Source organism: Cupriavidus sp. R6-3 (genome assembly GCF_059772245.1).
Map to the genome: position 1 here is coordinate 1 of NZ_JCBAJO010000040.1, position 24,026 is coordinate 24,026.

21 protein-coding genes and 1 pseudogene are annotated in these 24,026 nt (G+C 68.0%); 10 read left to right on the top strand and 12 right to left on the bottom strand.

The genetic code is table 11. The annotated features are described in order from the left end of the window. The coding region (locus AC6EI8_RS09715; RefSeq protein WP_498381822.1) for an outer membrane protein assembly factor BamE at nt 1–500 on the bottom strand (500 nt) is incomplete at its 3' end. Nucleotides 501–720: 220 nt separating this feature from the next. Here AC6EI8_RS09715 and fur point away from each other — a divergent pair. Beyond that, nucleotides 721–1,152, top strand: a complete 432-nt coding sequence (gene fur, locus AC6EI8_RS09720) for a ferric iron uptake transcriptional regulator (protein ID WP_149316635.1) — start codon at nt 721–723, stop codon at nt 1,150–1,152. 96 nt (nt 1,153–1,248) lie between these two features. Here fur and AC6EI8_RS09725 read toward each other — a convergent pair whose 3' ends face one another. The 3 genes from AC6EI8_RS09725 to tkt form a co-directional block, all read right to left on the bottom strand. Beyond that, nucleotides 1,249–2,235, bottom strand: a complete 987-nt coding sequence (locus tag AC6EI8_RS09725) for a LysR family transcriptional regulator (protein WP_149316634.1) — start codon at nt 2,233–2,235, stop codon at nt 1,249–1,251. Nucleotides 2,236–2,513: 278 nt separating this feature from the next. Continuing rightward, nucleotides 2,514–3,524: a type I glyceraldehyde-3-phosphate dehydrogenase gene (gene gap, locus AC6EI8_RS09730; RefSeq protein WP_006579985.1), complete on the bottom strand. Its 1,011-nt coding sequence runs from the start codon at nt 3,522–3,524 to the stop codon at nt 2,514–2,516. Between the two features lie 87 nt (nt 3,525–3,611). Continuing rightward, nucleotides 3,612–5,642, bottom strand: coding sequence for a transketolase (gene tkt / locus AC6EI8_RS09735; RefSeq protein WP_187829091.1), 2,031 nt, complete (start codon nt 5,640–5,642; stop codon nt 3,612–3,614). Between the two features lie 166 nt (nt 5,643–5,808). On the opposite strand from tkt, the gene AC6EI8_RS09740 reads away from it, so the two are divergent. The 4 genes from AC6EI8_RS09740 (at nt 5,809) to AC6EI8_RS09755 (ending at nt 8,803) form a co-directional block, all read left to right on the top strand. Next, nucleotides 5,809–6,618, top strand: coding sequence for a spermine/spermidine synthase domain-containing protein (locus tag AC6EI8_RS09740; protein WP_498381823.1), 810 nt, complete (start codon nt 5,809–5,811; stop codon nt 6,616–6,618). Between the two features lie 158 nt (nt 6,619–6,776). Continuing rightward, nucleotides 6,777–7,220 carry a VOC family protein gene (locus AC6EI8_RS09745; RefSeq protein ID WP_149316632.1) on the top strand — a complete coding sequence of 148 codons (444 nt, stop codon included), beginning with the start codon at nt 6,777–6,779 and terminating at the stop codon, nt 7,218–7,220. A 169-nt stretch (nt 7,221–7,389) separates the two neighbouring features. After that, nucleotides 7,390–8,136 (top strand): 16S rRNA (uracil(1498)-N(3))-methyltransferase, encoded by a 747-nt coding sequence (locus tag AC6EI8_RS09750; RefSeq protein WP_498381824.1) that lies wholly within the window; start codon nt 7,390–7,392, stop codon nt 8,134–8,136. A 94-nt stretch (nt 8,137–8,230) separates the two neighbouring features. Continuing rightward, nucleotides 8,231–8,803 (top strand): YidB family protein, encoded by a 573-nt coding sequence (locus tag AC6EI8_RS09755; RefSeq protein ID WP_149316630.1) that lies wholly within the window; start codon nt 8,231–8,233, stop codon nt 8,801–8,803. A gap of 138 nt (nt 8,804–8,941) precedes the next feature. Here AC6EI8_RS09755 and AC6EI8_RS09760 read toward each other — a convergent pair whose 3' ends face one another. The 3 genes from AC6EI8_RS09760 to AC6EI8_RS09770 form a co-directional block, all read right to left on the bottom strand. Next, on the bottom strand, nt 8,942–9,550 hold the full coding sequence (locus tag AC6EI8_RS09760; protein WP_149316629.1) for a barstar family protein: 609 nt from the start codon (nt 9,548–9,550) through the stop codon (nt 8,942–8,944). After that, the gene (locus AC6EI8_RS09765; RefSeq protein WP_498381834.1) at nt 9,547–9,921 is read right to left on the bottom strand and encodes a guanyl-specific ribonuclease; all 375 of its coding nucleotides are present in this window, start codon (nt 9,919–9,921) and stop codon (nt 9,547–9,549) included. Before AC6EI8_RS09765 ends, AC6EI8_RS09760 begins: the two co-directional genes overlap by 4 nt. A gap of 330 nt (nt 9,922–10,251) precedes the next feature. Then, entirely contained in the window at nt 10,252–12,600 is a 2,349-nt protein-coding gene (locus AC6EI8_RS09770; RefSeq protein ID WP_149316628.1) for an NADP-dependent malic enzyme, read from the bottom strand. A 312-nt stretch (nt 12,601–12,912) separates the two neighbouring features. Between AC6EI8_RS09770 and thiL the strand changes: the two genes are divergently transcribed. The 3 genes from thiL to AC6EI8_RS09785 all read left to right on the top strand — a co-directional run bounded on the left by thiL (nt 12,913) and on the right by AC6EI8_RS09785 (nt 15,205). Then, nucleotides 12,913–13,962 carry a thiamine-phosphate kinase gene (thiL, locus tag AC6EI8_RS09775; RefSeq protein WP_498381825.1) on the top strand — a complete coding sequence of 350 codons (1,050 nt, stop codon included), beginning with the start codon at nt 12,913–12,915 and terminating at the stop codon, nt 13,960–13,962. A 117-nt stretch (nt 13,963–14,079) separates the two neighbouring features. Beyond that, nucleotides 14,080–14,646, top strand: coding sequence for a phosphatidylglycerophosphatase A family protein (locus AC6EI8_RS09780; protein ID WP_498381826.1), 567 nt, complete (start codon nt 14,080–14,082; stop codon nt 14,644–14,646). Between the two features lie 61 nt (nt 14,647–14,707). Then, entirely contained in the window at nt 14,708–15,205 is a 498-nt protein-coding gene (locus tag AC6EI8_RS09785; RefSeq protein WP_149316625.1) for a CinA family protein, read from the top strand. A gap of 113 nt (nt 15,206–15,318) precedes the next feature. Here the strand turns inward: AC6EI8_RS09785 and pyrF are convergent, their stop codons facing one another. Further along, entirely contained in the window at nt 15,319–16,161 is an 843-nt protein-coding gene (gene pyrF, locus AC6EI8_RS09790) for an orotidine-5'-phosphate decarboxylase (RefSeq protein WP_149316624.1), read from the bottom strand. 210 nt (nt 16,162–16,371) lie between these two features. Here pyrF and AC6EI8_RS09795 point away from each other — a divergent pair, with 210 nt between their 5' ends. After that, complete coding sequence (locus tag AC6EI8_RS09795) at nt 16,372–17,268, top strand: DMT family transporter (RefSeq protein ID WP_498381827.1); 897 nt, start codon at nt 16,372–16,374, stop codon at nt 17,266–17,268. A gap of 532 nt (nt 17,269–17,800) precedes the next feature. Continuing rightward, nucleotides 17,801–18,763, top strand: coding sequence for a magnesium/cobalt transporter CorA (gene corA, locus AC6EI8_RS09800; protein WP_149316622.1), 963 nt, complete (start codon nt 17,801–17,803; stop codon nt 18,761–18,763). Between the two features lie 64 nt (nt 18,764–18,827). Here corA and mtgA read toward each other — a convergent pair whose 3' ends face one another. From mtgA to AC6EI8_RS09820, 4 genes and pseudogenes are all read right to left on the bottom strand, one after another. Further along, nucleotides 18,828–19,529 (bottom strand): monofunctional biosynthetic peptidoglycan transglycosylase, encoded by a 702-nt coding sequence (gene mtgA, locus AC6EI8_RS09805; RefSeq protein ID WP_149317078.1) that lies wholly within the window; start codon nt 19,527–19,529, stop codon nt 18,828–18,830. A gap of 216 nt (nt 19,530–19,745) precedes the next feature. After that, nucleotides 19,746–20,612: pseudogene (gene aroE, locus AC6EI8_RS09810) on the bottom strand (shikimate dehydrogenase); the annotation flags it as partial. An 18-nt stretch (nt 20,613–20,630) separates the two neighbouring features. After that, nucleotides 20,631–21,536, bottom strand: coding sequence for an energy transducer TonB (locus AC6EI8_RS09815; RefSeq protein ID WP_190286285.1), 906 nt, complete (start codon nt 21,534–21,536; stop codon nt 20,631–20,633). Nucleotides 21,537–21,596: 60 nt separating this feature from the next. After that, entirely contained in the window at nt 21,597–23,801 is a 2,205-nt protein-coding gene (locus tag AC6EI8_RS09820) for a ribonuclease catalytic domain-containing protein (RefSeq protein WP_498381828.1), read from the bottom strand. Between the last annotated feature and the right edge of the window lie 225 nt (nt 23,802–24,026).

Here is a 24,026-nt window from a genome sequence, read left to right on the forward strand (position 1 = left end):
TGCGGCTGCTCGGTCTGCTGCTCGGCTGGGGCGGCGGCCTGCTGCGGGGCCGACTTGGTGCCCTTTGCGTCCGGCGTGCGCTTCATGCCGTCGATTTCGGCGATCAGCTCGTATTCCGACGGCAATTCGTCGCCGCCGAAGCGCACCAGGCGATCATTGTCGAAGAACACCGTGAAGCGGCGCTGCTGCACCACCTGGGTGTTGCCGCGCTTGAACGAGAACACATAGTCCCAGCGATTGGCGTGGAACACGTCCGTCAGCAGCGGCGTGCCCAGCAGGAACTGCACCTGGTCGCGCGTCATGCCTTCGCGCAGTTGCGCCGCGGCTTCGCGCGAGACGAAGTTGCCCTGGACGATATTGATCCGGTACGGCGTGATCGCGCTGGCGATCTTGCGGGAAGTGCTGTCGTAGGTCGAGCAGGCGGCGGAGGCCAGCGTGATGGCTGCCAGAAGCGTGGTCAGCAGCGCCGGGCGCAGGGCGGATGTTCGAATGGAATCCATGTAACTCGCAGTTCTCGCTACCGAAGAAAGGGAAAGTGCCGGGCGGTGGGCTGGATGGACGGCCCGCACGACGTGTCCGGCAACGTGCCCGCGCGGACACGCGCTCGCCGCCGCGTGAAGGGCTCAGCGCATTGCCGGCACCGGCGACGCCGGGCGACTTTTGCCGGCAAAACCCTTATGATTCAACAATCCAGACATTGTACTCTAGGGAGTCACGCCCATGCCGAGTCCGGCGGAACTCAAAAATATCGGCCTGAAAGCGACCGTGCCGCGGCTGAAGATCCTCGAAATCTTCCAGACCAGCGAGCAGCGCCATCTGAGCGCGGAAGACGTCTATCGCATCCTGCTCAACGAGCATATGGATATCGGGCTGGCCACCGTGTATCGGGTGCTGACCCAGTTCGAACAAGCCGGCCTGCTGTCGCGCAACAACTTCGAATCGGGCAAGGCGATCTTCGAGCTCAACGAAGGCAAGCACCACGATCACCTGGTCTGCCTCGATTGCGGGCGCGTCGAGGAATTCTTCGACGCCGAGATCGAACATCGCCAGCAAAGCATCGCGCGCGAGCGCGGCTTCGCGCTGCAGGAGCATGCGCTGTCGCTGTATGGCAATTGCACCAAGACCGCTTGCCCGCATCGGCCCAAGCGCTGATACGGAGACCGCGTGCGACGAGGCACGCAGCAAGGAAAAACCGGCGCCTGACGCCGGTTTTTTATTGTGGAGCGATGTGCAGCGAGGCCGCGCGGCCTAGGCCTGCTCGCGCTCGATCTCGGCCATGCGCTGCGGCAGCCCGGGCGCCGGCGCACCGACGAATTCGGCCACGACCTGACGAAACAGCCCGCGCGCCCACACCAGCATCGGATGCGTGTTGCGGCTGCGGTGCCAGAACATGTTCAGGCCCAGCGTGGTCTGGATTTCGGCCGGCAGCGGGAACGCGTTCAGGCCGTAGCTTTCGCACGCCACATCCTTGGTCAGCGCGTTGACGGTGAAGATCATGTCGGTCTGCGCGGCCAGTTCGGCCTGGGCCCGCCACGAATGCACGGTCAGGGCCGCGTTGCGCTTCAGGCCACGCTGCTGCAACGCGTAGTCCAGTGGAATCAGCGAAGGCGCCGGCCGCCCGGTGCCGCCCGCGGAGGCCATGAAGATATGGCCGCATTCGAGATAGTGGTCGAGCGTGCAGGCCGTCTGCAGCAACGGATGTCCCTTGCGCGCGCAGACCCACAGGTTCAGCGAGGCCACCGTTTCCTCGACGATCTCGGGGTGGCCGGTGGGCAGCGCGCAGAATGCCAGGTCGAGCTCGTTGGCGCGCATCGACGCCACGTCGGCCTCCCACGAATGGGATTCGACCAGGCGGATGTGCAGTTCGGGGGCGAGCTGCGCCAGGCGCAGCACGAAGCGGTTGAATACCGTATCCCCGAGTTCGGCGGCGAAGCCGATATGCAGCGTGCCGGACGCGACCGCGGGATCGAAATTGTCGACGTCGCCCTCGTTGATCGAGGCCCACAGGTCGAGCATCTCGCGAATCTTCGGACCGAGCTCGAGCGCGCGCGGCGTCGGCGTCAGGCCATGCGGGACGCGGATGAACAGCGGATCGTCGAAGATCTCGCGCAGGCGGCCCAGCGAGTGGGACACCGCCGGCGCCGTCATGTGCATCTTCTCCGCGACATAGGTCGCGTTCCGCTTGCTGAGCAACTCGGTGAAGATCACGAGCAGCTTGGTGTCAACGTTCACCATGATCACGCCCAGTTCAGGTTTGATACGCGTGGCCAGGCGAGCGCACGCGAGGACACTAAGGCTAGTGTAAGATCAAATCGCCACTTGGGGGAAGCGAAAACGCCATTTTTACCCGCCCGGGAACCCCTCCGTGGAAGGGTCCGTGTGTCGTATTTGCCATATTTTACAGCGCGAGCGTGTGGTAGCGCACACTGACCATGAAAAACGGCGCCACAGGGCGCCGCTTCCGAGTCGCCGCCAAAGCGGCGACATCGGCCATCCACATCCACTACGAACGATTACTTGGCGTTCATCAGCGCTACGGTGGTATCGAGCATCCGGTTGGAGAAGCCCCACTCGTTGTCGTACCAGCTCGACACCTTGACCAGGTTGCCGGACACCTTGGTCAGCGTCGCGTCGAAGGTCGACGAAGCCGGGTTGTGGTTGAAGTCGACCGACACCAGCGGTGCGGTGTTGTAGTCGAGGATGCCCTTCAGTTCGCCTTCCGAGGCGGCCTTCAGGATCGCGTTCACTTCGTCGACGGTGGTTTCGCGCGCCGCGACGAACGACAGGTCGACCAGCGACACGTTGATGGTCGGCACGCGGATCGCGAAGCCGTCCAGCTTGCCGTTCAGTTCCGGCATCACCAGGCCGACCGCAGCGGCGGCGCCGGTCTTGGTCGGGATCATCGACTGGGTCGCCGAACGGGCGCGGCGCAGGTCCTCGTGGTAGACGTCGGTCAGCACCTGGTCGTTGGTGTAGGCGTGCACCGTGGTCATCAGGCCGGTCACCACGCCCAGCTTCTCATGCAGCGGCTTGACCAGCGGGGCCAGGCAGTTGGTGGTGCACGAGGCGTTCGAGATCACGGTGTCCGAGGCCTTCAGCACGTTGTGGTTGACGCCGTAGACGATCGTCGCGTCGACATCCTTGCCGCCCGGCGCGGAAATGATGACCTTCTTGGCGCCGCCGGCCAGGTGGGCCGAGGCCTTTTCCTTCGAGGTGAAGAAGCCGGTGCACTCCATCACCACGTCGACGCCCAGCTCGCCCCACGGCAGCTCGGCCGGGTTGCGGTTGGCCAGAACGCGGATCTTGTCGCCGTTGACGACCATGTAGTCGCCCTCGACCGACACGGTGCCCGGGAACTTGCCATGGGCGGTGTCGTACTGCGTCAGGTGGGCGTTGGTCTTGGCATCGCCGAGGTCGTTGATCGCGACGATCTCGATGTCATGCTTCTTGCCGCCTTCGTAGTGGGCGCGCAGCACGTTGCGGCCGATACGGCCATAGCCGTTGATGGCAACCTTGATGGTCATGGTACGTCTCCTGAACGGGAAGTAGAAAAAGCTGCGGGCGCCCGGGCCGGCGACGGCAGCGCCGCCGCGCCCGCACGTCCCTCGAAGTCAGATCACGCTCTTGACGGTGTTCGCCACGTTCTCGACGGTGAAACCGAAGTGCTTGAACAATACGCCAGCCGGCGCGGATTCGCCGAAGGTGTCGATGCCCACCACCGCCTGCACCTGGTACTTCCACCAGAAGTCGGTGACGCCGGCCTCGACCGCCACGCGGGGCACGCCCGCCGGCAGGACTGCCGACTTGTATGCCGCATCCTGCTTGTCGAACACAGTCGTCGAGGGCACAGACACGACGCGCACGCGGATGCCTTCCGCGGCCAGCTGGTCGGCCGCGCCGACCGCCAGGCCGACTTCCGAGCCGGTGGCCACGATCACCGCATGCGGCAGGCCGGTGCGCGGGTCGACGTTGTCGCGCAGCACATAGCCGCCGCGCGCGATGTTGGCGCGGGTGGCGTCGTCGCGCTTCTGGAAAGGCAGGTTCTGGCGGCTGAAGATCAGGCAGCTCGGGCCATTCTGGCGGCGGATTGCCTCGGCCCAGGCCACCGCGGTCTCGGTGGTGTCGGCGGTGCGCCAGACGTCCATATTCGGGATCAGGCGCAGGCTGGCGACATGCTCGATCGACTGGTGGGTCGGACCGTCCTCGCCCAGGCCGATCGAATCGTGGGTGAACACGAAAAGCGTGCGGATCTTCATCAGCGCCGCCATGCGCAGCGCATTGCGGCTGTAGTCCGAGAAGGTCAGGAAGGTACCGCCGTAGGGGATGTAGCCGCCATGCAGCGTGATGCCGTTCATGATCGCGCTCATGCCGAACTCGCGCACACCATAGTTGATGTGGTTGCCCCAGGCATCGACGCGCACCGCCTTGCTGCCCGACCAGTTGGTCAGGTTCGAGCCGGTCAGGTCGGCCGAGCCGCCGAGCAGTTCGGGCAGCACCGGCGCCAGCGCCTCGATCGCGTTCTGGCTGGCCTTGCGGGTGGCGATGGTCTCGGCCTTCTCCTCGCACTTGGCCAGGTAGGCTTCCACCGCGGCGTCGAACGCGCCCGGCAGCTCGCCGCGCATGCGGCGCTCGAACTCGCCGGCTTCGTACGGATAACGCTCCGAATAGCCCTCGAACAGCGCGGTCCAGGCCTTCTCCAGCGCCGCGCCGTTGGCCTTGGCGTCCCACGCCGTGTAGACCTCTTCGGGCAGCTCGAACGGAGCGTGGCTCCAGCCCAGCGCCTCGCGCGTGGCCAGGATTTCGGCGCCGCCCAGCGGGGCGCCGTGCACGTCGTGGCCGCCCTGCTTGTTCGGCGAGCCCTTGCCGATCACGGTGCGGCAGCAGATCAGCGTCGGTTTGTCGCTGGCCTTGGCCTGCGCGATGGCGGCATCGATCGCGTTGACATCATGGCCATCGACCGCGCGGATCACGTTCCAGCCGTAGGCCTCGAAGCGCTTCGGCGTGTCGTCGGAGAACCAGTGCTCGACGTCGCCGTCGATCGAGATGCCGTTGTCGTCCCACAGCGCGATCAGCTTGTTCAGCTGCAGCGTGCCGGCCAGCGAGCAGGCCTCGTGGCTGATGCCTTCCATCAGGCAGCCGTCGCCGAGGAAGACATAGGTGTAGTGGTTGACGATGTCGAAGCCGGGACGGTTGAATTCCTCGCCCAGCAGCCGCTCGGCCAGCGCCATGCCGACAGCGTTGGTGATGCCCTGGCCCAGCGGGCCGGTGGTGGTCTCGACGCCCGGCGTGATGCCGTATTCCGGATGGCCCGCGGTCTTGCTGTGCAGCTGGCGGAAGTTCTTCAGCTCCTCGATCGGCAGCTCGTAGCCGGTCAGATGCAGCAGCGCGTACAGCAGCATCGAGCCGTGCCCGTTGGACAGCACGAAGCGGTCGCGGTCGGCCCACTTCGGATTGACCGGGTTATGCTTCAGATGACGGCTCCACAACGCGACGGCGATATCGGCCATGCCCATCGGCATGCCCGGGTGGCCCGAATTGGCCTGCTGGACGGCGTCCATCGCCAGGACGCGGATCGCATTGGCCATCAGCGACGCGGGCTGGCTGGCATAGGGGCTGGTGGCTGGGTGTGCGAGGTGAGACATGCGGCGGGAAATTGGCGGCGGGAAAAGCGCGATTTTACCAGAACGAGGCGACGTTTCCGGTACGGCGGCGACCCCGCCCGCGCCTTCCGAGGCGGCCCTCGAATGGCGCGAATGGCTGACGAGCGGCGTCGGCTCCACACTAGCTGACATCACCCTCCGGGCCTCGGTGCACTCGCCCCACCAGCACGTCGAGATCGGCGAGCATCCGCTGTTCGGCCGCGTGTTCCGGCTCGATGGCCGCATCATGAGCGCGGAAGCTGACGCATTCATCCAGCATGAGGTGATGATCCACCCGATGGCCTTGGCCCATGGCAATGCCGCCAGCGCGCTGGTGATCGGCGGCGGCGACGGCGGCTCGGCGCGCGAACTGCTGCGGCTGCCGGGCATGCGCGAGGTCGTGGTCGCCGAGCTCGATGCCGAGGTGGTGCGGCTGGCGCGGCGCTGGCTGCCGGGTATCCACCACGGCGCCTTCGGCGACCCGCGCGTAACGCTGGAAATCGGCGATGGCCTGGCCGTGATGGAGGCGCTGCGCGATGCCGGCCGCCGCTTCGACCTGCTGGTGTTCGATCTGACCGAGGCCGACGATGACGGTCCGGCGGCCGCGCTGTTCGGCGCGCGCGGCCTGCAGGCCGCGCACGACTGCCTGGCGCCGGGCGGCGCGATGTCGCTGCATCTGGGCCCGCCCTTCCATCGCCCGGACACGGCGCGGCTGCTGTGGCGGCGGCTGCGCGACCATTTCCGCGTGGTGCAGCCGATGACGGTGGCGATTCCGGTCTATGGGGCGCTGTGGGCGATCGCGGTCGCCAGCGACACGCTGGACGTGCGCGCCGCCGATCCGGCCATGCTGGCCGCGCGGCTCGCCGACTGGCAGCTCGACGGCGCGCTGCGCTGCTATCACGCCGGCCTGCATGCGGCGCTGTTCGCGCTGCCGCGCCACCTGCAGCCGCTGTTCGACGGCGGCGCCACATCGGCATGATATGCTCGGCTGACCGCTCCACCGGGGGGACTTGCGGCAAGCCAGGCGCAGCGCTCGTCCGGCGTTCGCTTCGCGCGCGATGCCTGCCACCGTGGAGCCTGCGTGCAGGCGCGCCCACCCCGGCGCCCCTGCCGTACGGAATCCGGGAGGACACCATCATGACCAAACCTGCCAACACGCCCTGGCTGATTCCCTACCTGACCGTCAGCGATGCACGCCGCGCGCTCGACTTCTACAGCCGCGCCTTCGGCTTCGTGCCTGGCAATGTGGTCGACGAGAACGGCGTGCCCACCCATGCCGAGATGCACTATCACGGCGAGCTGGTCGTGATGTTCGCCCCCGAGGGCGCATGGGGCAGCACCGCGCGCACGCCGCGCTCGACCGGCTTCGAATGCCCACAGACCTTCTACCTTTACTGCGACGACGTCGACACGATGCATGCGCGCGCGGTGGCGGCCGGTGCGGTCAGCCTGATGGCGCCCGGCGACCAGTTCTGGGGCGACCGCTATTGCATGGTCGAGGACCTCGACGGCTACCGCTGGGGCTTCGCGCGGCCGCTGGACCAGGCCGTCGCCGCGGCCACCGGTTCTGAGGCTGCCTGAGCGACTGACAGCCTGACCGCCCGGATGCCGGGGTCCGATGCCGCGATGGGGTCCATGTCGGCCCGGTTGCCCATATCGGCCCTGTCGCCCATGTTGCCCATATTGCCCATGGCGGTTGTCGCGCCCATCCTGCGGACCCGCCCCGCCTGACCGATTTTCCCTGGATTCGATGCCACCCCGCTTCTACGTCGATCAACCGCTTGCCCCCGATACCCTGCTGCCGCTGCCCGAGGCGGTGGTGCGCCATGTCCAGGTGCTGCGCCTGCATCCCGGCGAGCCCATCACGCTGTTCGACGGGCGCGGCGGCAGCCATGCCGCGACGCTGGTCGAGATCGGCAAGCGCAGCGCGACCGCACAGGTCGGCGCGCGCGACACGGCCGAATGCGAACTGCCCTTCCGCGTGACGCTGGCCCAGGGCATCGCCGGAGGCGACAAGATGGACTGGCTGATCGAGAAGGCCGTCGAGCTTGGCGTCGGTGCGATCCAGCCGCTGCAGACCGCGCGCGCGGTGGTGCGGCTCAGCGGCGACCGTGCGCAGAAGCGCCACGCGCACTGGCAGGCGCTGGTCACCGCGGCCTGCGAACAATGCGGGCGCAATCGCTTGCCGGCGGTGTCGCCGGTGGCTAACTTGGAGGCGTGGCTGGCGGCGATTCCGGCCGATGCCGAACAGCGGCTGCTGGTATCGCCGCGCGCCGAATCGACGCTGGTGGCCCTCGCGCAGGCACACCGTGACGACTGGATCGCCAGCGGCGTCACGCTGCTGATCGGGCCCGAAGGCGGACTGTCGCCCGAGGAAGAACGCGCCGCGCTGGCGCAAGGTTTCACGGCGGTGTCGCTCGGACCGCGCATCCTGCGCACCGAGACCGCCGGTCTGGCCTGCCTGGCCGCGCTGAACGCGCTGCTGGGCGGATTCTGACGGCACCGCGCCGTCGACCGCTATCGAGCCGAGCCGGTCCGCGCAGCATGGCACCGGCCGGTCCGATAAACGAATCAACAACAAGGAGCTGAAGATGGGACTGCTCGATAGTGTGCTTGGCGGCGTGCTCGGCCAAACCAATCCGGCGCAGGCCGGCGAATCCGGCCAAGCCGGCATGAATCCGAAGATGATGCTGGCGCTCGGCCTGCTGGCGATGCTGGCCATGCGCGGCCGCCAGGGTGGCGCCGAGGCGACGCAAGACCCGGCCGGCATGGCGGGCGGACTGGGCGGCGTGCTCGGGGGGTTGGCCGGCGGCGGTGGCGGGCTCGATCTCGGTTCGCTGCTGGGTGGCCTGCTCGGCGGCCAGGGCGGCGCGGCCGGCGAGGCACAGACGATCGGCGCCGCGGCCGGCGGCATCGGCGCGCTGCAGCAGATCCTCGCGCAGGCGGGACTGGGCGAGCAGGTGTCCTCGTGGATCGGCACCGGTCCGAATCAGCCGGTGTCGCCGTCCTCGCTGGCCGAGGCGCTGCAAGGCACCGGCGCGCTCGACACGCTGTCCTCGAGCACCGGCATGTCGCGCGACGACGTCGCGGCGCAGCTCAGCGCCGGCCTGCCGGAACTGATCGATCAGCTGACGCCGCAGGGCCAGGTGCCGCCGGCGGCCTGATCGTTTCCGCGACGTATCGGGACGGCCGCCGCGCCGTTTTGCACGCAAAAAAGGCCCGCCGTTTTGGCGGGCCTTTTCTATCCGAGGTTCCTGCGCGGCGATGCGCGGGAATCCGGCGAACGCGCCGGCTTGACGGGGTCAGGCGAACGAGTAGAACACGCGGAATTGCACGCGGCGCTCGGCCCAGAACTCGGCGGCGTCGCGGAACACGTCGAGCAGCGTCTCGCGCGCTTCCTTGTCGAACTTCTGCGCGCACGGCAGGCCTTCGAGCACGATGACGAAACCGGGTTGCGCGCCGGCCTTGTGGATCATGTCCGTCAGGCAATCGGCCAGCGCATCGAAGTTCTTGCCGAAGTGCTTCGGAAAGAGGAACGCGGTGGCGATGGTTTCCAGCACCTCGCCCTTGGTCGTGCAATGGGCGCAATTGGCGTAGAGGAAATGCTGGCCGAGGTCGGCGGCAGCCTGTGCCAGCTCGGGCACGCGGAAGGCGCGGATCGACTGAACGATATTGGGTCGCACGGTCTTGAACAGGTTCAACGCGGCCTCCCTGCCGCAGGCCACTTCGGCGTTGCCGTCCTGCGGCGACGCCGGCGGCAGTTTATTGTGCGCGACCTCGTAGCGGGGCATCATCAGCACACTGTCATAAAGGTTCTGGGCATGTTGTTGAGCCCGCTGCCAGCCATCTCCGGCGCCGCGCTCTTCGCGGGCGGCAAGGGCGTCGCCCAGTCCGAAAATGTCAGTCATCATCTGATTATCCGTTTGAAGCTGTTGTAGTGGTCTTCCGTGTAATAGCAGTCGTTGGCGGCCCGTTGTTCGCCGCCACAGACGATTCGCTTCGCACCCCGATTCCGGCTGCCCGGACGGGCAACCGTGTACTCACGGTAATAGCCGCGCGGCCGCCGAGGCAGGATCCGTTCATAGTTGCCGAACCGCGAGCCATCCTTTGCGTAGGGATACGGCCCCCCGGCCTCGATGCGCTGCAGCGTCTGCTGTGCCTCGTTGGGCAGTTGCTGCACTGCAATGGTTCCCAGCGTATCCGACAGCACCTCCGGGGACTGCTTCGCCTGAGCCGGTTGCGCCAGCGTGGCCGCCACGGCCAACGCAGCCAAGGTGTGCAGAACTCCGCGCGCAACCCGTTGGAGCGAAGGCTGGACCCGTTGCAGGATCTTGTCGGAGCGCGATGCGCGTTGCGGCAAAGAAGTCGGGGAACCCACGTTGTCTGGTCTGGTGGCGCAGCAATCCAACGCCAAGCGCGGTCGACGGATCGCCTGCATCGAAGGCGCTAGGTTACGCGCAAGCTGTTAAATAATCAATCCCCGCGCCTCGGTGACGGCGAAAACCTGAATTGTTTCAATGCGTTAATGGAATGTATGCGCACACTAACCGAGTTTCAGCGGCGATAAAAAAGCCGGGGCATGCCCCGGCTCCTCCACTCGCGTGGCGAGGTCTTACCGCTTCGCCGCGGCGTCCACCACCACCAGCGACGTCATATTGACAATGCGGCGGACCGTCGCCGACGGCGTCAGGATGTGCACCGGCGCATTGACACCCAGCAGGATCGGGCCGATCGCGACGTTGTTGCCGGCGGCCGTCTTCAGCAGGTTGTAGGCGATATTGGCCGCGTCGATGTTCGGGCACACCAGCAGGTTGGCTTCGCCCTTGAGCGTACCGTCCGGCACCAGCTGGTCGCGCAGCTTCTGGTCCAGCGCGCAGTCGCCATGCATCTCGCCGTCGACCTCCAGCTCCGGCGCGCGCTCGCGCAGGATGGCCAACGTCTCGCGCATCTTCTGCGCCGACGGCGCCTCGGACGAGCCGAAGTTCGAGTGCGACAGCAGCGCGATCTTGGGCTCGATGCCGAAGCGCTTGAGCTCCTCGGCGGCCATGATCGTGATCTCGGCCAGTTGCGTCGCGCTCGGATCGACGTTGACGTGGGTGTCCACCAGGAAGATCTGGCGGCCCGGCAGCACCAGGCCGTTCATCGCCGCATAGACCTCGTTGGTGCCGCCCAGCACCTGGTCGATGTAGCGCAGATGCGCGGCGGTATTGCTGACCGTGCCGCAGATCATGCCGTCGGCCTCGCCCTTGTGCACCAGCATCGCGCCGATCAGCGTGGTGCGGCGGCGCATCTCGAGCTTGGCGTACTGCGGCGTCACGCCCTGGCGCGCCATCATCCGGTAGTAGGTGTCGGAGTAGTCGCGGAAGCGGTCGTCGTGTTCCGGGTTGACCACGGTGAAGTCCACGCCCATGCGCAGGCGCAGGCCGAAGCGTTCGATGCGGTGGGTCAGCACGGCCGGGCGGCCGATCAGGATCGGGTTGGCCAGCTTCTCGTCGACGATCACCTGCACCGCGCGCAGCACGCGCTCTTCCTCGCCCTCGGCGAACACGATGCGCTTCTTCTCCATCGCCACCTTGCGGGCGGCGGCGTAGATCGGCTTCATCAGCGTGCCCGAGTGGTAGACGAACTGCTGCAGTTGCAGCTTGTACGCCTCCATGTCCTCGATCGGGCGGGTCGCCACGCCGGAGTCCATCGCGGCCTGCGCCACGGCGGGCGCGACCTTGACGATCAGGCGCGGATCGAAAGGCTTCGGAATCAGGTATTCGGGGCCGAACGACAGGTCCTGGATGCCGTAGGCGGTAGCGACGATATCGCTCTGCTCCTGCCGCGCCAATTCCGCCACGGCGTGCGCGGCGGCGATTTCCATCTGCTTGGTAATGGTGGTCGCGCCCACGTCCAGCGCCCCGCGGAAGATGAACGGGAAGCACAGCACGTTGTTGACCTGGTTCGGATAGTCGGTGCGGCCGGTGGCGATCACCGCGTCGGGCCGCACTTCCTTGACCTGCTCCGGCATGATTTCCGGATTCGGGTTGGCCAGCGCCAGCACCAGCGGACGGTCGGCCATGCGTTGCACCATGTCCTGCTTGAGCACGCCGGCGGCCGACAGGCCCAGGAAGATGTCAGCGCCGTCGATGACCTCGGCCAGCTTGCGCTTGTCGGTCTTCTGCGCGAAGCGCGCCTTCTCCGGATCCATCAGCTCGGTCCGGCCCTCGTAGACCACGCCGGCCAGGTCCGTGACCCAGATGTTCGACAGCGGCAGGCCGAGATCGACCAGCAGGTCCAGGCAGGCCAGTGCCGCGGCGCCCGCGCCCGAGGCCACCAGCTTGACGTCCTTGATGTCCTTGCCGACCACGCGCAGCCCGTTGATGACCGCTGCGCCGACCACGATCGCGGTGCCGTGCTGGTCGTCGTGGAAGACGGGAATCTTCATCCGCTCGCGCAGCTTGCGCTCGACGTAGAAGCATTCCGGCGCCTTGATGTCCTCGAGGTTGATGCCGCCGAAGGTCGGCTCCAGCGAGGCGATGATGTCGACCAGCTTCTCCGGGTCCTTCTCGTCGATCTCGATATCGAACACGTCGATGCCGGCGAACTTCTTGAACAGGCCCGCCTTGCCTTCCATCACCGGCTTCGATGCCGCCGGGCCGATGTCGCCCAGGCCGAGCACCGCGGTGCCGTTGGTGACCACGCCGACCAGATTGCCGCGCGCGGTGTAGCGGAAGGAATTGGCCGGGTCGGCGACGATTTCCTCGCAGGCGGCCGCCACGCCCGGCGAGTAGGCCAGCGCCAGGTCGCGCTGGTTCGACAGCGGCTTGGTCGGCGTGACCGAAATCTTGCCCGGGGTCGGAAACTCGTGATACTCGAGGGCGGCTTTGCGCAGCGCCTCGCGCTGCTGCTGTTTCAGTTCGTCTTGCGAGAGTGCCTGCGAATTCGGCTGCGAAGCGGGCTGCGAAGGACTGGTCATCGGCGCATCTTCCGGTCTGTGGAGCCGTGTTTGACGAAGCGGAAAACGGTGGGAACACACCCTCGCGGGCCGGCTCCACCTGCCCGCTGTCTCCTGATCGAGCCCCGCATTTTATATTGTGAAATTTTATTTCACAATAAGCGTTTTGCGAGAGGCACCTTTGCGTTTCGGTACAATATGCCGGATGCGGGCGGGACTGACCAGCCACGCATGCCGTCCGAGCTTCCGTCCGGCGTCGCCGTCACCAGACTCCCAGGACTCTCCCGCCTTCCTGCCGCGCCCCGCCGGGCGGGTTTCCGAGCCGACTCCAGCATGCCTTCGACAGACGCCGCCCCAGCCGCGCCCGCTTCCGCCGATCCCTCGGCGAACCCTTCGGCCGATCCCTCCGCCGATCCTTCCGCGCCGCTTTCCGAGTTTGAACTGATCCGCCGCTATTTCACCCGTCCGGCCCGCAAGGCCGTGCTGGGCGTCGGCGACGACTGCGCGCTGCTGGATCCGCGCCCGGGCCATCTGCTGGCGGTCAGCAGCGACATGCTGGTCAGCGGCCGGCACTTCTTCCCCGACGTCCCGCCGCGCGCGCTGGGCCACAAGGCGCTGGCCGTCAATCTGTCCGATCTGGCGGCGATGGGCGCCGAGCCGCGCGCCTTCACGCTGGCGCTGGCGCTGCCCGAAGCCGATCCCGCCTGGCTGGCCGAACTGGCCGCCGGCATGCTGGAACTGGCCGACGCGCATGGCTGCGAGCTGGTCGGCGGCGACACCACGCGCGGCCCGCTGACGCTGTCCTTGACGGTGTTCGGCGACGTGCCGCGGGGCAGCGCGTTGCGCCGCGACGCCGCCCGCCCGGGCGACGACATCTGGATCTCCGGCACGCTGGGCGATGCGCGCCTGGCGCTGGGCGATTGCCGCGGCGAATGGCTGCTGCCCGAGCCCGACTTCACGCTGGTGCGCCCGCGCATGGACACGCCGACCCCGCGCGTGGCGCTTGGCATGGCGCTGCGCAGGCTGGCCCATGCCGCGCTCGATATCTCGGACGGGCTGGTCGGCGATCTGGGCCATATCCTGGAGCGATCGCAGGTCGGCGCGCTGCTCGACGTCGATGCGCTGCCGCGCTCGGAGGTCCTGGCAAGCCAGCCGCGCGACTGCCAGCTCGAATGCGTGCTGGCCGGCGGCGACGATTACGAGCTGTGCTTCACCGCCCCGGTCGGGACGCGCGAAGCGCTGGCCGCGCTGGCCGAGCGGTTGGCGCTGCCGCTGACCCGGGTCGGCACGATCACCGCCGAGCCCGGGTTGCGCCTGGTCGATGCCGGTGGCGGGCCCGTCTCCTTCCGGGCCCGAAGCTTCGATCATTTCGCCAACCCCTGACAGCCGGACGGCGGCATGTCATGATGCCGCCATGCGGCGGAGCGCCGCGCCGCCGGCCGCCTGCCGCGCCGGCGAGTCCCGCCTCCGACCGCGATAACAAACGAGCCAAATACCTTGATGTCCGCCTATCCTCCCGGTTCGGCGTCTACCGATCCCGCGATGACGCTGGAGGTCGGTCAGACCGCCAAGATCCTGCGCCCGACGGCGCGCTTCATGCTGTCCCACCCCGCGCATTTCATCGCGCTGGGCTTCGGTTCCGGCCTGTCGCCGGTGATGCCCGGCACGGTCGGCACGCTGTACGGCTGGCTGTCCTTCGTCGTGATCTCGCTGTGGGTGCAGCCGTCCGCCTGGCTGTGGATCATCGTCGGCGGCTTCCTGATTGGCCTGTGGGCCTGCGCACGGACCGCGCGGGCGATGGGCGTGCACGATCACGGCAGCATGGTGTGGGACGAGATCGTGGCGTTCTGGCTGGTGCTGGCCTTCGTGATGCCGACCGGCTTCTGGGGCCAGTTCGCCGCCTTCCTGTGGTTCCGGCTGTTCGACATGGCCAAACCCGCGCCGATCGCCTATTACGACCGCACGCTCAAGGGCCCGGGCCTGCGCGGCGGCTTTGGCGTGATGTTCGACGATCTGGTCGCGGCGTTCTACACGCTGCTGGTGTTCGCGCTGTGGCGCTCGTTCTGAGCGCATCCACGCCGCCGCATCCGAACCGTACCGATTCACCGCCAGCACGAGAGCCGTCATCATGTCCATCAGCCGCTTGCTCGACCAGCTTGCCGTCCAGGCCGGCATCGCCCTCAAGGAAAAATCGCTGATGGTCGCCACCGCCGAGTCCTGTACCGGCGGCCTGGTGGCGGCCGCCATCACCGACGTCGCCGGTTCGTCCGGCTGGTTCGAGCGCGGCTTCGTCACCTACTCGAACGAAGCCAAGAGCACCATGCTCGGCGTTCCGGCCAAGCTGATCCGCGATTTCGGCGCGGTCAGCGAGGAAGTCGCGCACGCGATGGCCGAGGGCGCGCTGCTCAACAGCCGTGCCCAGGTGGCGCTGTCGATCACCGGCGTCGCGGGCCCGACCGGCGGCACGCCGGAGAAGCCGGTGGGCATGGTCTGCTTCGGCTGGAGCAACCGCATCGTGACCCGCGTCGAGACCCAGCGCTTCAAGGGCGACCGCCAGCAGATCCGCCGCCAGGCCGCCGAGCATGCGATGCGCGGCCTGCTCGACCTGGTGCGCAACGAGGCCTGAGCGCCGGGGCGGCGGTTCGCCCGTTCGCCCGTTCGCCCAACACCCGAGCGCCCGAGCACCCGAGCACCTCAGTACCCAAGTACCCAAGTACCCAGGCGCAGCGGCCCCGCCGTTCAGCCCTGGCGGAAACGGTTGATCGTGTCGCGCGTCTGCAGCGCGGCGCGGCGCGCGGCCGCGGCGAAGTCCTTCTCGCGGCTGGCGTACAGGATCGCCCGCGACGAATTGATCATCATGCCGGTACCGTCGGCGCTGCGACCCGCCTTGACCGTGGCTTCGATATCGCCGCCCTGGGCACCGATGCCTGGAATCAGCAGCGGCATGTCGCCGACCAGCTCGCGCACCTTGGCGATCTCGTTCGGGAAGGTCGCGCCGACCACCAGCCCCATCTGCCCGGTGGTGTTCCAGCGCGCCGCGGCCTGCTCGGCCACCAGCTGATAGATCGGCTTGCCCTCGACCTGCAGGAACTGCACGTCGGAGCCGCCCGGATTCGAGGTCCGGCACAGCACGATGACGCCGCGCTCAGGATAGGCAAGATACGGCTCCACCGAATCGAATCCCATATAGGGGCTGACCGTGACGGCATCGGCCTGATAGCGGTCGAACGCCTCGATCGCGTAATGCTGCGCGGTCGAGCCGATGTCGCCGCGCTTGGCGTCGAGAATCACCGGGATGCCGGGATGTGCGTCGTGGATATAGTGGATCAGCTGCTCGAGCTGGTCCTCGGCGCGCTGCGAGGCGAAGTAGGCGATCTGCGGCTTGAAGGCGCAGACCAGGTCGGCGGTGGCGTCGACGATCTCGCGGCAGAAGGAAAAGATCGCGCCGCCGGCGCCGGTCAGCGACAGCGGCAGCTTGCCCGGATCCGGATCGAGCCCGACGCACAGCAGCGAATCGTTGCGCCGCCAGGCCTGGGTCAACTGCTCGGTGAACGGGACGGGAGGAACGGAAGGACGGGTCATGGATCGCTCGAATGCGTGGCATCCGGGCCCGGGATGGGCCGCGGCGGACCGTTGGCTATCGTCTGTCGGCACGGGCAGAGAATCGCGGCGGCCGGCGACGGTCGGGTCGTTGCCGGCAATTTTACCCGTTGCATGCTATCTTCCTTGCGCTTTTCCGACAGACGAAACCAATAGAAAGAGCGGTAACGCACCGGTAACCGCCTCCCCTCCATGACTCTCGATCGCCGCAACCTTGCCCTGCTCGTCGCGCTGACGCTCGCCTGGGGCGTCAACTGGCCCGTGATGAAGATCGGCGTGGCCCATTTCCCGCCGCTGGGCTTTCGCCTGCTGTGCATGGCCGGCGGCCTGATCGCGCTGGGGCTGGCGCTGCGCGCCAAGGGCATCCCGCTGACGCTGCCGCGCGAGACCTGGGGCACGGTGTTCAAGCTGGCGCTGCCCAATATGGTGATCTGGCACCTGCTGGCGATCGGCGCGGTCAAGATGCTGTCCTCGGGCCGCGCCGCGATCCTCGGCTACACGATGCCGATCTGGGCCGTGGTCTGGGGCCTGGTCTTGTTCCGCGAGCGCATCTCGGCCTGGGCCTGGGTCGGCATCGGCTGCGCGCTGGCCGGCACGCTGCTGCTGATGTCGAGCGAGTTCGGCGCGCTGACCGGCAGCCCGACCGGCACCGTGATGATGCTGGCCGCCGCGGCCGGCTGGGGCTACGGCACCCAGCTGATGAAGCGCACCCCCGTCGATATCCCGCTTGGGACGCTGACCTTCTGGATGCTGGCGGTCGCGCTGCCCTTCCTGCTGGCCGGCACGCTGCTGTTCGAGGACGGCTGGCGCATGCCGAACGCGATCGAATGGGCGGCGATCCTGTACAACGCGGTGGTCGTGTTCGCCTTCTGCCATCTGGTCTGGTTCGCGCTGGCCCGTTCGCTGCCGCCGGTGGTATCGAGCCTGTCGATCATGTTCATCCCGGTGGTCGGGGTCTTCTCCGGCATGTGGATGCTGGGCGAGCAGCCCCACTGGCAGGACTACGCCGCGATCGTGCTGATGTTTGCCGCGCTGGCCTCGGTGCTGCTGGTACCGCTGCTGATGCCGCGGCTGCGCCGTCGCGCGTAAGGCGGGCAGAGCCGCAGCCGCAGTCGAACCGTGCCTCATACCCCGTACCACGGCCGCGGTGACGCTTCATCCAGATTTCACTTAACAAACGCGGTCGCGTTGGGCTACACTCGCGCCCATCCATAATCCCGGAGAAATTACGTGGGCAGTAGCATCGGGTGTTCGAGTTGCCGCGGCAAAGCCGCGACCTCTACGAATGCCATGTCACTGCGGGCTGCGTAACGACGAACCCGTCCGGACCATCCTGGTCGGACGCTCGCCGAACCCGCCCGCAGCACACTGCGGGCGAGTGTTTTTTCCGTACTGCCACCGGCGGCCATCGCTTCAACAGGCCCGCCGCGTTGTTGCGGACTTCCCTCACCCGGCTTGCCAGCCATCAACGGCAAACGCCATCGCCTTGCACGGCCCGTCCGCGCAGCGCGATCACGCTTGCCTTCGAGCCCGCCATTCGCCGTCGCGAAGGGCGCGGCCCGGCCGTGCCGCAAGCCTGCCTGCCGCTTTTCTTCATCGCACGGCATAAGGAATACCGGGGATGATCAATCTGTTCGTCCTGCAGAAAGGCCGGCTCGCCCAGGAGCAGGTCGACGACCGCAACGAGTTGCTGCAGCACAAGCCCATCTGGATCGATGTCGTCAGCCCCGACGACGAGGAACTGGACTGGATCAAGGAAGCCTACGGCGTGGCCCTGCCCGAGCTCGAGGACCTCGGCGACCTCGAGGCCTCGGCGCGTTATTTCGAGGGCGAGGATGAAAACATCCATATTCGCACCGACTTCCTGCTCGACGAGGACGAGGTCTCGCGCAACGTGCGCGTGGCGTTCGTGCTGACGCGCGACGTGCTGTTCTCCATCCACGACGAGGACCTGCCGGTGTTCCGGCTGGTGCGGCTGCGCGCCCGCATGCGCCCTGGCTCGGTGCGCAACGCCAAGGACGTGCTGATGGATCTGTACGCGACCGACGCCGAGTACTCGGCCGACTCGATCGAGGAGATCTACGAACGGCTGGAGGACGCCAGCAAGCGCGTGCTGGCCGAGAACGTGACCGACGCCGCGGCGGCCGATGTGCTCGAAACCATCGCGCGCGAGGAAGACCGCAATGGCCGCATCCGCCGCAACGTGATGGACACCCGGCGGGCGCTGTCCTTCCTGATGCGCAGCCAGCTGCTGTCCGCCGAGCAGCAGGACGAGGCGCGCCAGATCCTGCGCGATATCGACTCGATCGAGAACCACACCGCGTTCCTGTTCGACAAGATCAACTTCCTGATGGACGCCACGGTCGGTTTCATCAACATCAACCAGAACAAGATCATCAAGCTGTTCTCGGTGGTGTCGGTGGCGCTGATGCCGCCGACCCTGATCGCCAGCGTCTACGGCATGAACTTCAAGGTAATGCCCGAGCTCGACTGGGCCGGCGGCTATCCGTGGGCGATTGCGCTGATGGCGGTGTCGGCGGCGATTCCGCTGATCTATTTCCGCCGCAAGGGCTGGCTCAGCTAGAAGCCCCAAGGCCCGGCGCCGCGACGACCGGGCCGCCCGGCGGGCTGCCCGCTGCCGTCCCTCATCAGTCCGGCAGCGTGGCCGAGCCCATCCGGCGCGCGATGATGCCGGCCTTGGCGCGGAAGTTGACGCGCACATGCGCGCAGTACTGCTTCTTGTCGAAGCATTTTGGCGCCGGCAGCGCCGCCGCCAGGCGCGCCGCCTGGCCCACGCTGAGACGGCCGGCGCTGGTCCTGAAGTAGTGCCGGGCGGCGGCCTCGGCGCCGAACACGCCCTCGCCCCACTCGACCGAGTTCAGATAGATCTCGTAGATGCGCTGCTTGTCGAGCCAGAACTCCAGCATCCAGGTAATCAAGAGTTCCTGGCCCTTGCGCAGGTAATGCTGCTCGGGCGACAGGAACAGGTTCTTGGCCAGCTGCTGCGTGATGGTCGACCCGCCGCGCACGATATGGCCGCGCTTCTTGTTGCGCTCCCAGGCTTCCAGCATCGCGTCGAAGTCGTAGCCCGGATGATTGACGAAGTCGGCGTCCTCGCTGGCGATCACGGCGCGCTTCAGGTTGCGCGAGATCTCGCCATACGGCACCCACTGCCGCTCGATGCCGCAGCTCCAGACATTCCAGCCGCACAGGCGCCAGCGCTCGGCGCGCATGAACGAGGTCGGACCGGGATCGACTACCTGCCACGCGGCGATCTGCAGGAAGAAATAGACCTGCATCGCGACCACGCCGGCCAGCACGCTGCCCAGCAGCCATGCGAGCCAGCGCAGCGGCGCGGAAGTGCCGGCGCGCGCGGACGCGGCGGCGGCACGGGAACGGACGGCGCGTTTGCGTTGGGCCAAGGCGGAACTCGCGTCGGTCAGTCGGCGTAGCGGAAGAACGGGATGCGCCCGAGGTCAGCGTCCGGCCTGCGGTTTGCCGTGCGGTTTGGCCTGGGGTTCGGCCGCCGCTTTGGGTCCCGGTTCGGCAGCCGCTTCGCACCCGGCTTCGGCCCGCAGCGCGGCCCGCAGTTCCTCGAGCACCGGCGCGGTATCGGGATGCACGCCGCGCCAGAGGTAGAAGGCCTGCGCCGCCTGCTCGACGAGCATGCCGAGCCCATCGGCGGTGCGGGCGCCCTGCGCCGCCGCGTACTGCAGGAACACGGTCGGCTCGGCGCCGTACATCATGTCGTAGGCCAGCACGCCCTCGCCGAGCAGCGCCTCGGGCACCGGCGGCACCTCGCCCTGGAGGCTGCCGGCGGTCGCGTTGATCACCACCTCGCAGCCGTCCTCCTCGGACAGCCCGGCCAGCGCCTCGAAGCCGCCGCCCCACAGTTCGACGCCGGCCTCGCCGGCGGCCTCGGCGAAGTTCTCCAGCATCTCGCTGGCGCGGTCGGCGGTGCGGTTGGCCACCACGATGCGGTCGGGCCGGCAATCGATCAGCGGCAGCATCGCGCCCATCGCGGCGCCGCCGGCGCCCAGCAGCAGGATGCGCCGCCCTTCGAGCTCGACGCCGAGACGATCGACGATATCGCGCACCAGGCCGACGCCGTCGGTGTTGTCGCCGTGCAGCAGGCCGTCCTCCATCCACAGCGTGTTGACCGCGCCGGCGGCCTCGGCGCCGGGCGTCAGCCGGTCGGCCAGCTCGAAGGCCTGCACCTTGAACGGCGTCGTCACGTTCAGGCCCTGGCCGCCCTCGGCGAAGAACCGGCGCACGATGTCGGCAAACCCGTCCAGCGGCGCCAGCAGCCGTTCGTAGCTGAGCGCCTGCGCGGTCTGGCGCGCGAAGGCGGCATGAATCTGCGGCGAGCGGCTGTGCGCGATCGGGTTGCCGACCACGGCATAGCGGTCCACGGCGAGGTCAGCGTTGGGCATGTCGGTAGCGTTGGGCATTTATCGGGATGGCAGCGGCGATGGTGCCTGGGACGGCAACCGGGATTGCAGCCGGGTTTCCAGTCCGCTGCGCGAGAACTTGAACGTCGAAATCACTTCGAGAATATCGTAGCGGGCCCGCATCTCCGGCGAAAACTCGCCGAACGGCGCCGCGGCGCGCACGATCGCGATGGCCTGGCGGTCCAGAGCGGCGTTGCCCGAGCTCTTGACCAGCTCGACGCCGTCGACGCGGTAGCCGCCGCGCTCGTAACCGAGCCGGCCATGCCGGTCGACGTTGATCGCCACGATCAGCTCGCCGTACAGCGGCTGGCCGGCGCGGCGAGGGAAGTCGGCGGTGCCGCGCGCCTCGATCTTCTTGCGCAGGCGGTCGTAGTAGCGGGCGTAGACCACCTGCTGCGCGCTGGTGGCGGTGATCTGGTGGCGCTTGGGCCGGCGCGCGTAGTGCTCCAGATTGCGGGCGATCTCGGCCTCCAGCCGCGCCATCTCGTCGAGCGAATCGTGCTCGTCCTGGCCGCGCGCCGGGGTATCGAGACGGCGTTCGCCCGGACGCAGCGGCTGGCTGTGGACCGGCGGCGCGCTCTCGCGCAGCTGTGTCATCAGCCGCTGCTGGCGCTCCTCGAGCAGATCGACGCGGCGCTGCACCTGGCGCACCAGATCGCCCTCGCGCGGGATGGGCTGCGCCGGCAGCGGCGTGCTGGCACGCTGCTGCTCGTGGTCGCCGCCGCCGTCGAGATCGGCCTGCGCCAGCGCGGCTGGCTTGAGCGGCTGCTGGCCCGACTTCGCATTGACCAGCACCACGTCGAGCGCGGTGTCGCTGCGCTTGATCTCGAAGGCCTCCGGCGCGCCGAAGCGCACTGCCAGCAGCAGCGCATGCACGGCCAGCGAGATCGCGATGGCCTTGGCCATCGTGCTGCTGCCTTGCCACCACTGGCGGGAAGCGCGGGCGAGGTTCACGGCAGGCCTGGATCAGGAGGCAGCGGGGCCGCCGTTGCCGGCGGTCCTGGCAGCGCCGTCGCGACCATCGGCGCCGTCGCCGGCGCTGGCGTTGGCGTTGGCGTTGGCGTTGGCGTTGTCGTTGGCCCTTTCGCCGGGGATGGCTTCGGCCGGCGCTTCGGTACCGGTACCCTCCAATGTCTCCGGCACCGTCTCGGCGCCCTGCTCGGCGGCCTCTTCCGCGGCCTGCTCGGCCGCCACCTCGGCGGCCGCTTCGGCGGAGACCTCCGCCGATTCTTCATCGCCTTCCAGTTCTTCGGCCGGCAGCTCACCCTCGCCGGCAAACACCTCCAGCACCCGACAGCTGACTTCCAGCGTCAGCTCGTCGGTGCCGGCGATCTCGAGCAGCACCTGCGTGCCGCGCGCGGCCTGCGCGAGTTCGGGCACGCGCGTGACCAGCGGGATCTCGGCAAAGCGCACCGCGCCGTCCTTCAGCACGGTCGCCATCATGCGTTCGCGGTTCTCCTGCGCGAGCCAGCGCAGGCACCAGTAACGCTCCATGGTCGACTGGTGCTCGGCATAGGCGGCATAGGTGCCCTCGAAGTCCGCCACCGCGGCCAGCAGGTCGGCGTCCTTGGGCTTGAACGGCGCCACCAGCTTGGCGGTGACGCCGTGCTGCGCGGCCGCGATGATCTGCCACTGGTTGACCAGATCGACATAGCGGCGCAGCGGCGAGGTGCTCCACGCATACTGCGCGACGCCCAGCCCCTCGTGCGGAGCCGGATAGGTCTGCATGCGGGTCCGATGCATGCCCCAGGCCTTCTGCGTGCGGTAGATGCCCGGCACGCCGTGGTCGGCCAGCAGCTTGCCCCAGGTGCTGTTGGCCAGGATCATCAGCTCGGCGACGATCTTGTCCAGCGGCGATCCGCGCTTGCGCTGCTCGATGCGCACGCGCTGGCTGCCGTCGGGCTGCTCGTCCAGATAGAAGCTGTAGTCGGCGCGGCTGTGCGACTCCGGCCGCAGGCCGCTGGCGACGCGCGCGCGCTGGCGCTCGTCGTAGAGGAAATTGGCGAAGCCCCACAGCGCGGTCAGCGCCTCGCGGAACGGATAGTCGCCGCTGCCTTCGGTCAGCGCGGCCTCGGTCACCACCTCGTCGAGCAGGTTGTGGCGCAGATTGGAGGCGATCTTGACCATCTCGGCGCGCGTCTCGCTGGCGAGGATCTGCTGCGCGGCCGGATCGTAGGTCACGTACAGCGACAGCGCCGGGCACTGTCGCCCTTCCTGCAGCGTGTAGCGCTCGACCACCGCGTCCGGCAGCATCGTGATCTTGTCGCCCGGAAAGTAGACCGTCGACAGCCGCTGCCGCGCGATCGCGTCGAGCGGATCGCCGCGGCGGATGCCCAGGCCCGGGGCCGCGATATGGATGCCGATGCGCAGGCGCCCCTCGTCCAGCGGCATCACCGACAGCGCGTCGTCGATCTCGGTGGTGGTGACGTCGTCGATCGAGAACGCCTCGACCGGCGCGAGCGGGAGGTCGCCGCCCGGCTCCGGCACCATGATCTCCGGAAAGCCGGTGCCCTTGGGGAAGCACTCGGACAGGAAGCGGGCCTCGTGCAGCGCGCGCGCGTTCGGCACGCCGCCGACCTCGATCATCAGCCGCATCGGCGACTTGCCCAGCGCGGTGCACGCGGCATCGAGCGCCTTGTACTCGAGGCTGTTCTTGTCCGGCTTGAACAGCAGCGTCAGCACCTTGCCGCGGAACGCCTCGGGCAGCACGCCGGCCTTCAGTTGCTGTTCGTATTCGGCCTGCACCAGCGCCTGCTGGCGCTTGCGCTCGAGCCCGGCCAGCGCTGCCTTCAGCTGGTCCTCGGGCGCGCGCTGGTAGCGGCCGCGGCCCTTGCGGCGGAAATAGACCGGATTGCCGTGCAGCGCCATCGCCAGCGCCGCCTGTTGCGCGGGGCTGGCCGACGCACCGTAGTACTCGGCGGCCAGGTCGGTGAAGCCGAACTCCTGCTCGGGGGCGCATTCCCACAGGAAATCGAGATCGATCTCGCCGGTCAGCGCCGCCGTCTGCGACAGCAGCTCGGCCGCGCTCGGCTGCGCGAACTGCAGCAGCACGTCGCGCGACTTGACCTTGGTGCGCTTGCCCGCGGGCAATTCGACCTGATAGGCCTCGCCTTGCTGATTCAGCACGGTACCGGCGCGGATCTCGCCGCCTTCCTCGAACAACAACTGCATGGGATCGGGTCTTTCAGATATGCCGGAAACCGGGCGTCGGCGAGGCGCGCTGCCCGCCTCGGAAATGGATAAGCGTCACCGCCCGGCACGGGCCGGGCGGGGGGTCATGGGCCGCGCGCATGGGCGCCGCGGCCGGTCGTCAATGATACCGTACCGGGCTGGCGCGGCCGTCTGCCGGGCCACGCAATAAAACGTGTCCGGCGGCGGCGGGTGCCCGGCGCCGCG

Bases quoted from the DNA above. Each gene is read 5' to 3' on its own strand.
- fur (WP_149316635.1), top strand. From the start codon at position 721: ATGCCGAGTCCGGCGGAACTCAAAAATATCGGCCTGAAAGCGACCGTG.
- AC6EI8_RS09725 (WP_149316634.1), bottom strand. From the start codon at position 2,235: ATGGTGAACGTTGACACCAAGCTGCTCGTGATCTTCACCGAGTTGCTC.
- gap (WP_006579985.1), bottom strand. From the start codon at position 3,524: ATGACCATCAAGGTTGCCATCAACGGCTATGGCCGTATCGGCCGCAAC.
- tkt (WP_187829091.1), bottom strand. From the start codon at position 5,642: ATGTCTCACCTCGCACACCCAGCCACCAGCCCCTATGCCAGCCAGCCC.
- AC6EI8_RS09745 (WP_149316632.1), top strand. From the start codon at position 6,777: ATGACCAAACCTGCCAACACGCCCTGGCTGATTCCCTACCTGACCGTC.
- AC6EI8_RS09750 (WP_498381824.1), top strand. From the start codon at position 7,390: ATGCCACCCCGCTTCTACGTCGATCAACCGCTTGCCCCCGATACCCTG.
- AC6EI8_RS09755 (WP_149316630.1), top strand. From the start codon at position 8,231: ATGGGACTGCTCGATAGTGTGCTTGGCGGCGTGCTCGGCCAAACCAAT.
- AC6EI8_RS09760 (WP_149316629.1), bottom strand. From the start codon at position 9,550: ATGATGACTGACATTTTCGGACTGGGCGACGCCCTTGCCGCCCGCGAA.
- AC6EI8_RS09770 (WP_149316628.1), bottom strand. From the start codon at position 12,600: ATGACCAGTCCTTCGCAGCCCGCTTCGCAGCCGAATTCGCAGGCACTC.
- thiL (WP_498381825.1), top strand. From the start codon at position 12,913: ATGCCTTCGACAGACGCCGCCCCAGCCGCGCCCGCTTCCGCCGATCCC.
- AC6EI8_RS09780 (WP_498381826.1), top strand. From the start codon at position 14,080: ATGTCCGCCTATCCTCCCGGTTCGGCGTCTACCGATCCCGCGATGACG.
- AC6EI8_RS09785 (WP_149316625.1), top strand. From the start codon at position 14,708: ATGTCCATCAGCCGCTTGCTCGACCAGCTTGCCGTCCAGGCCGGCATC.
- pyrF (WP_149316624.1), bottom strand. From the start codon at position 16,161: ATGACCCGTCCTTCCGTTCCTCCCGTCCCGTTCACCGAGCAGTTGACC.
- AC6EI8_RS09795 (WP_498381827.1), top strand. From the start codon at position 16,372: ATGACTCTCGATCGCCGCAACCTTGCCCTGCTCGTCGCGCTGACGCTC.
- corA (WP_149316622.1), top strand. From the start codon at position 17,801: ATGATCAATCTGTTCGTCCTGCAGAAAGGCCGGCTCGCCCAGGAGCAG.
- AC6EI8_RS09815 (WP_190286285.1), bottom strand. From the start codon at position 21,536: ATGGCCAAGGCCATCGCGATCTCGCTGGCCGTGCATGCGCTGCTGCTG.
- AC6EI8_RS09820 (WP_498381828.1), bottom strand. From the start codon at position 23,801: ATGCAGTTGTTGTTCGAGGAAGGCGGCGAGATCCGCGCCGGTACCGTG.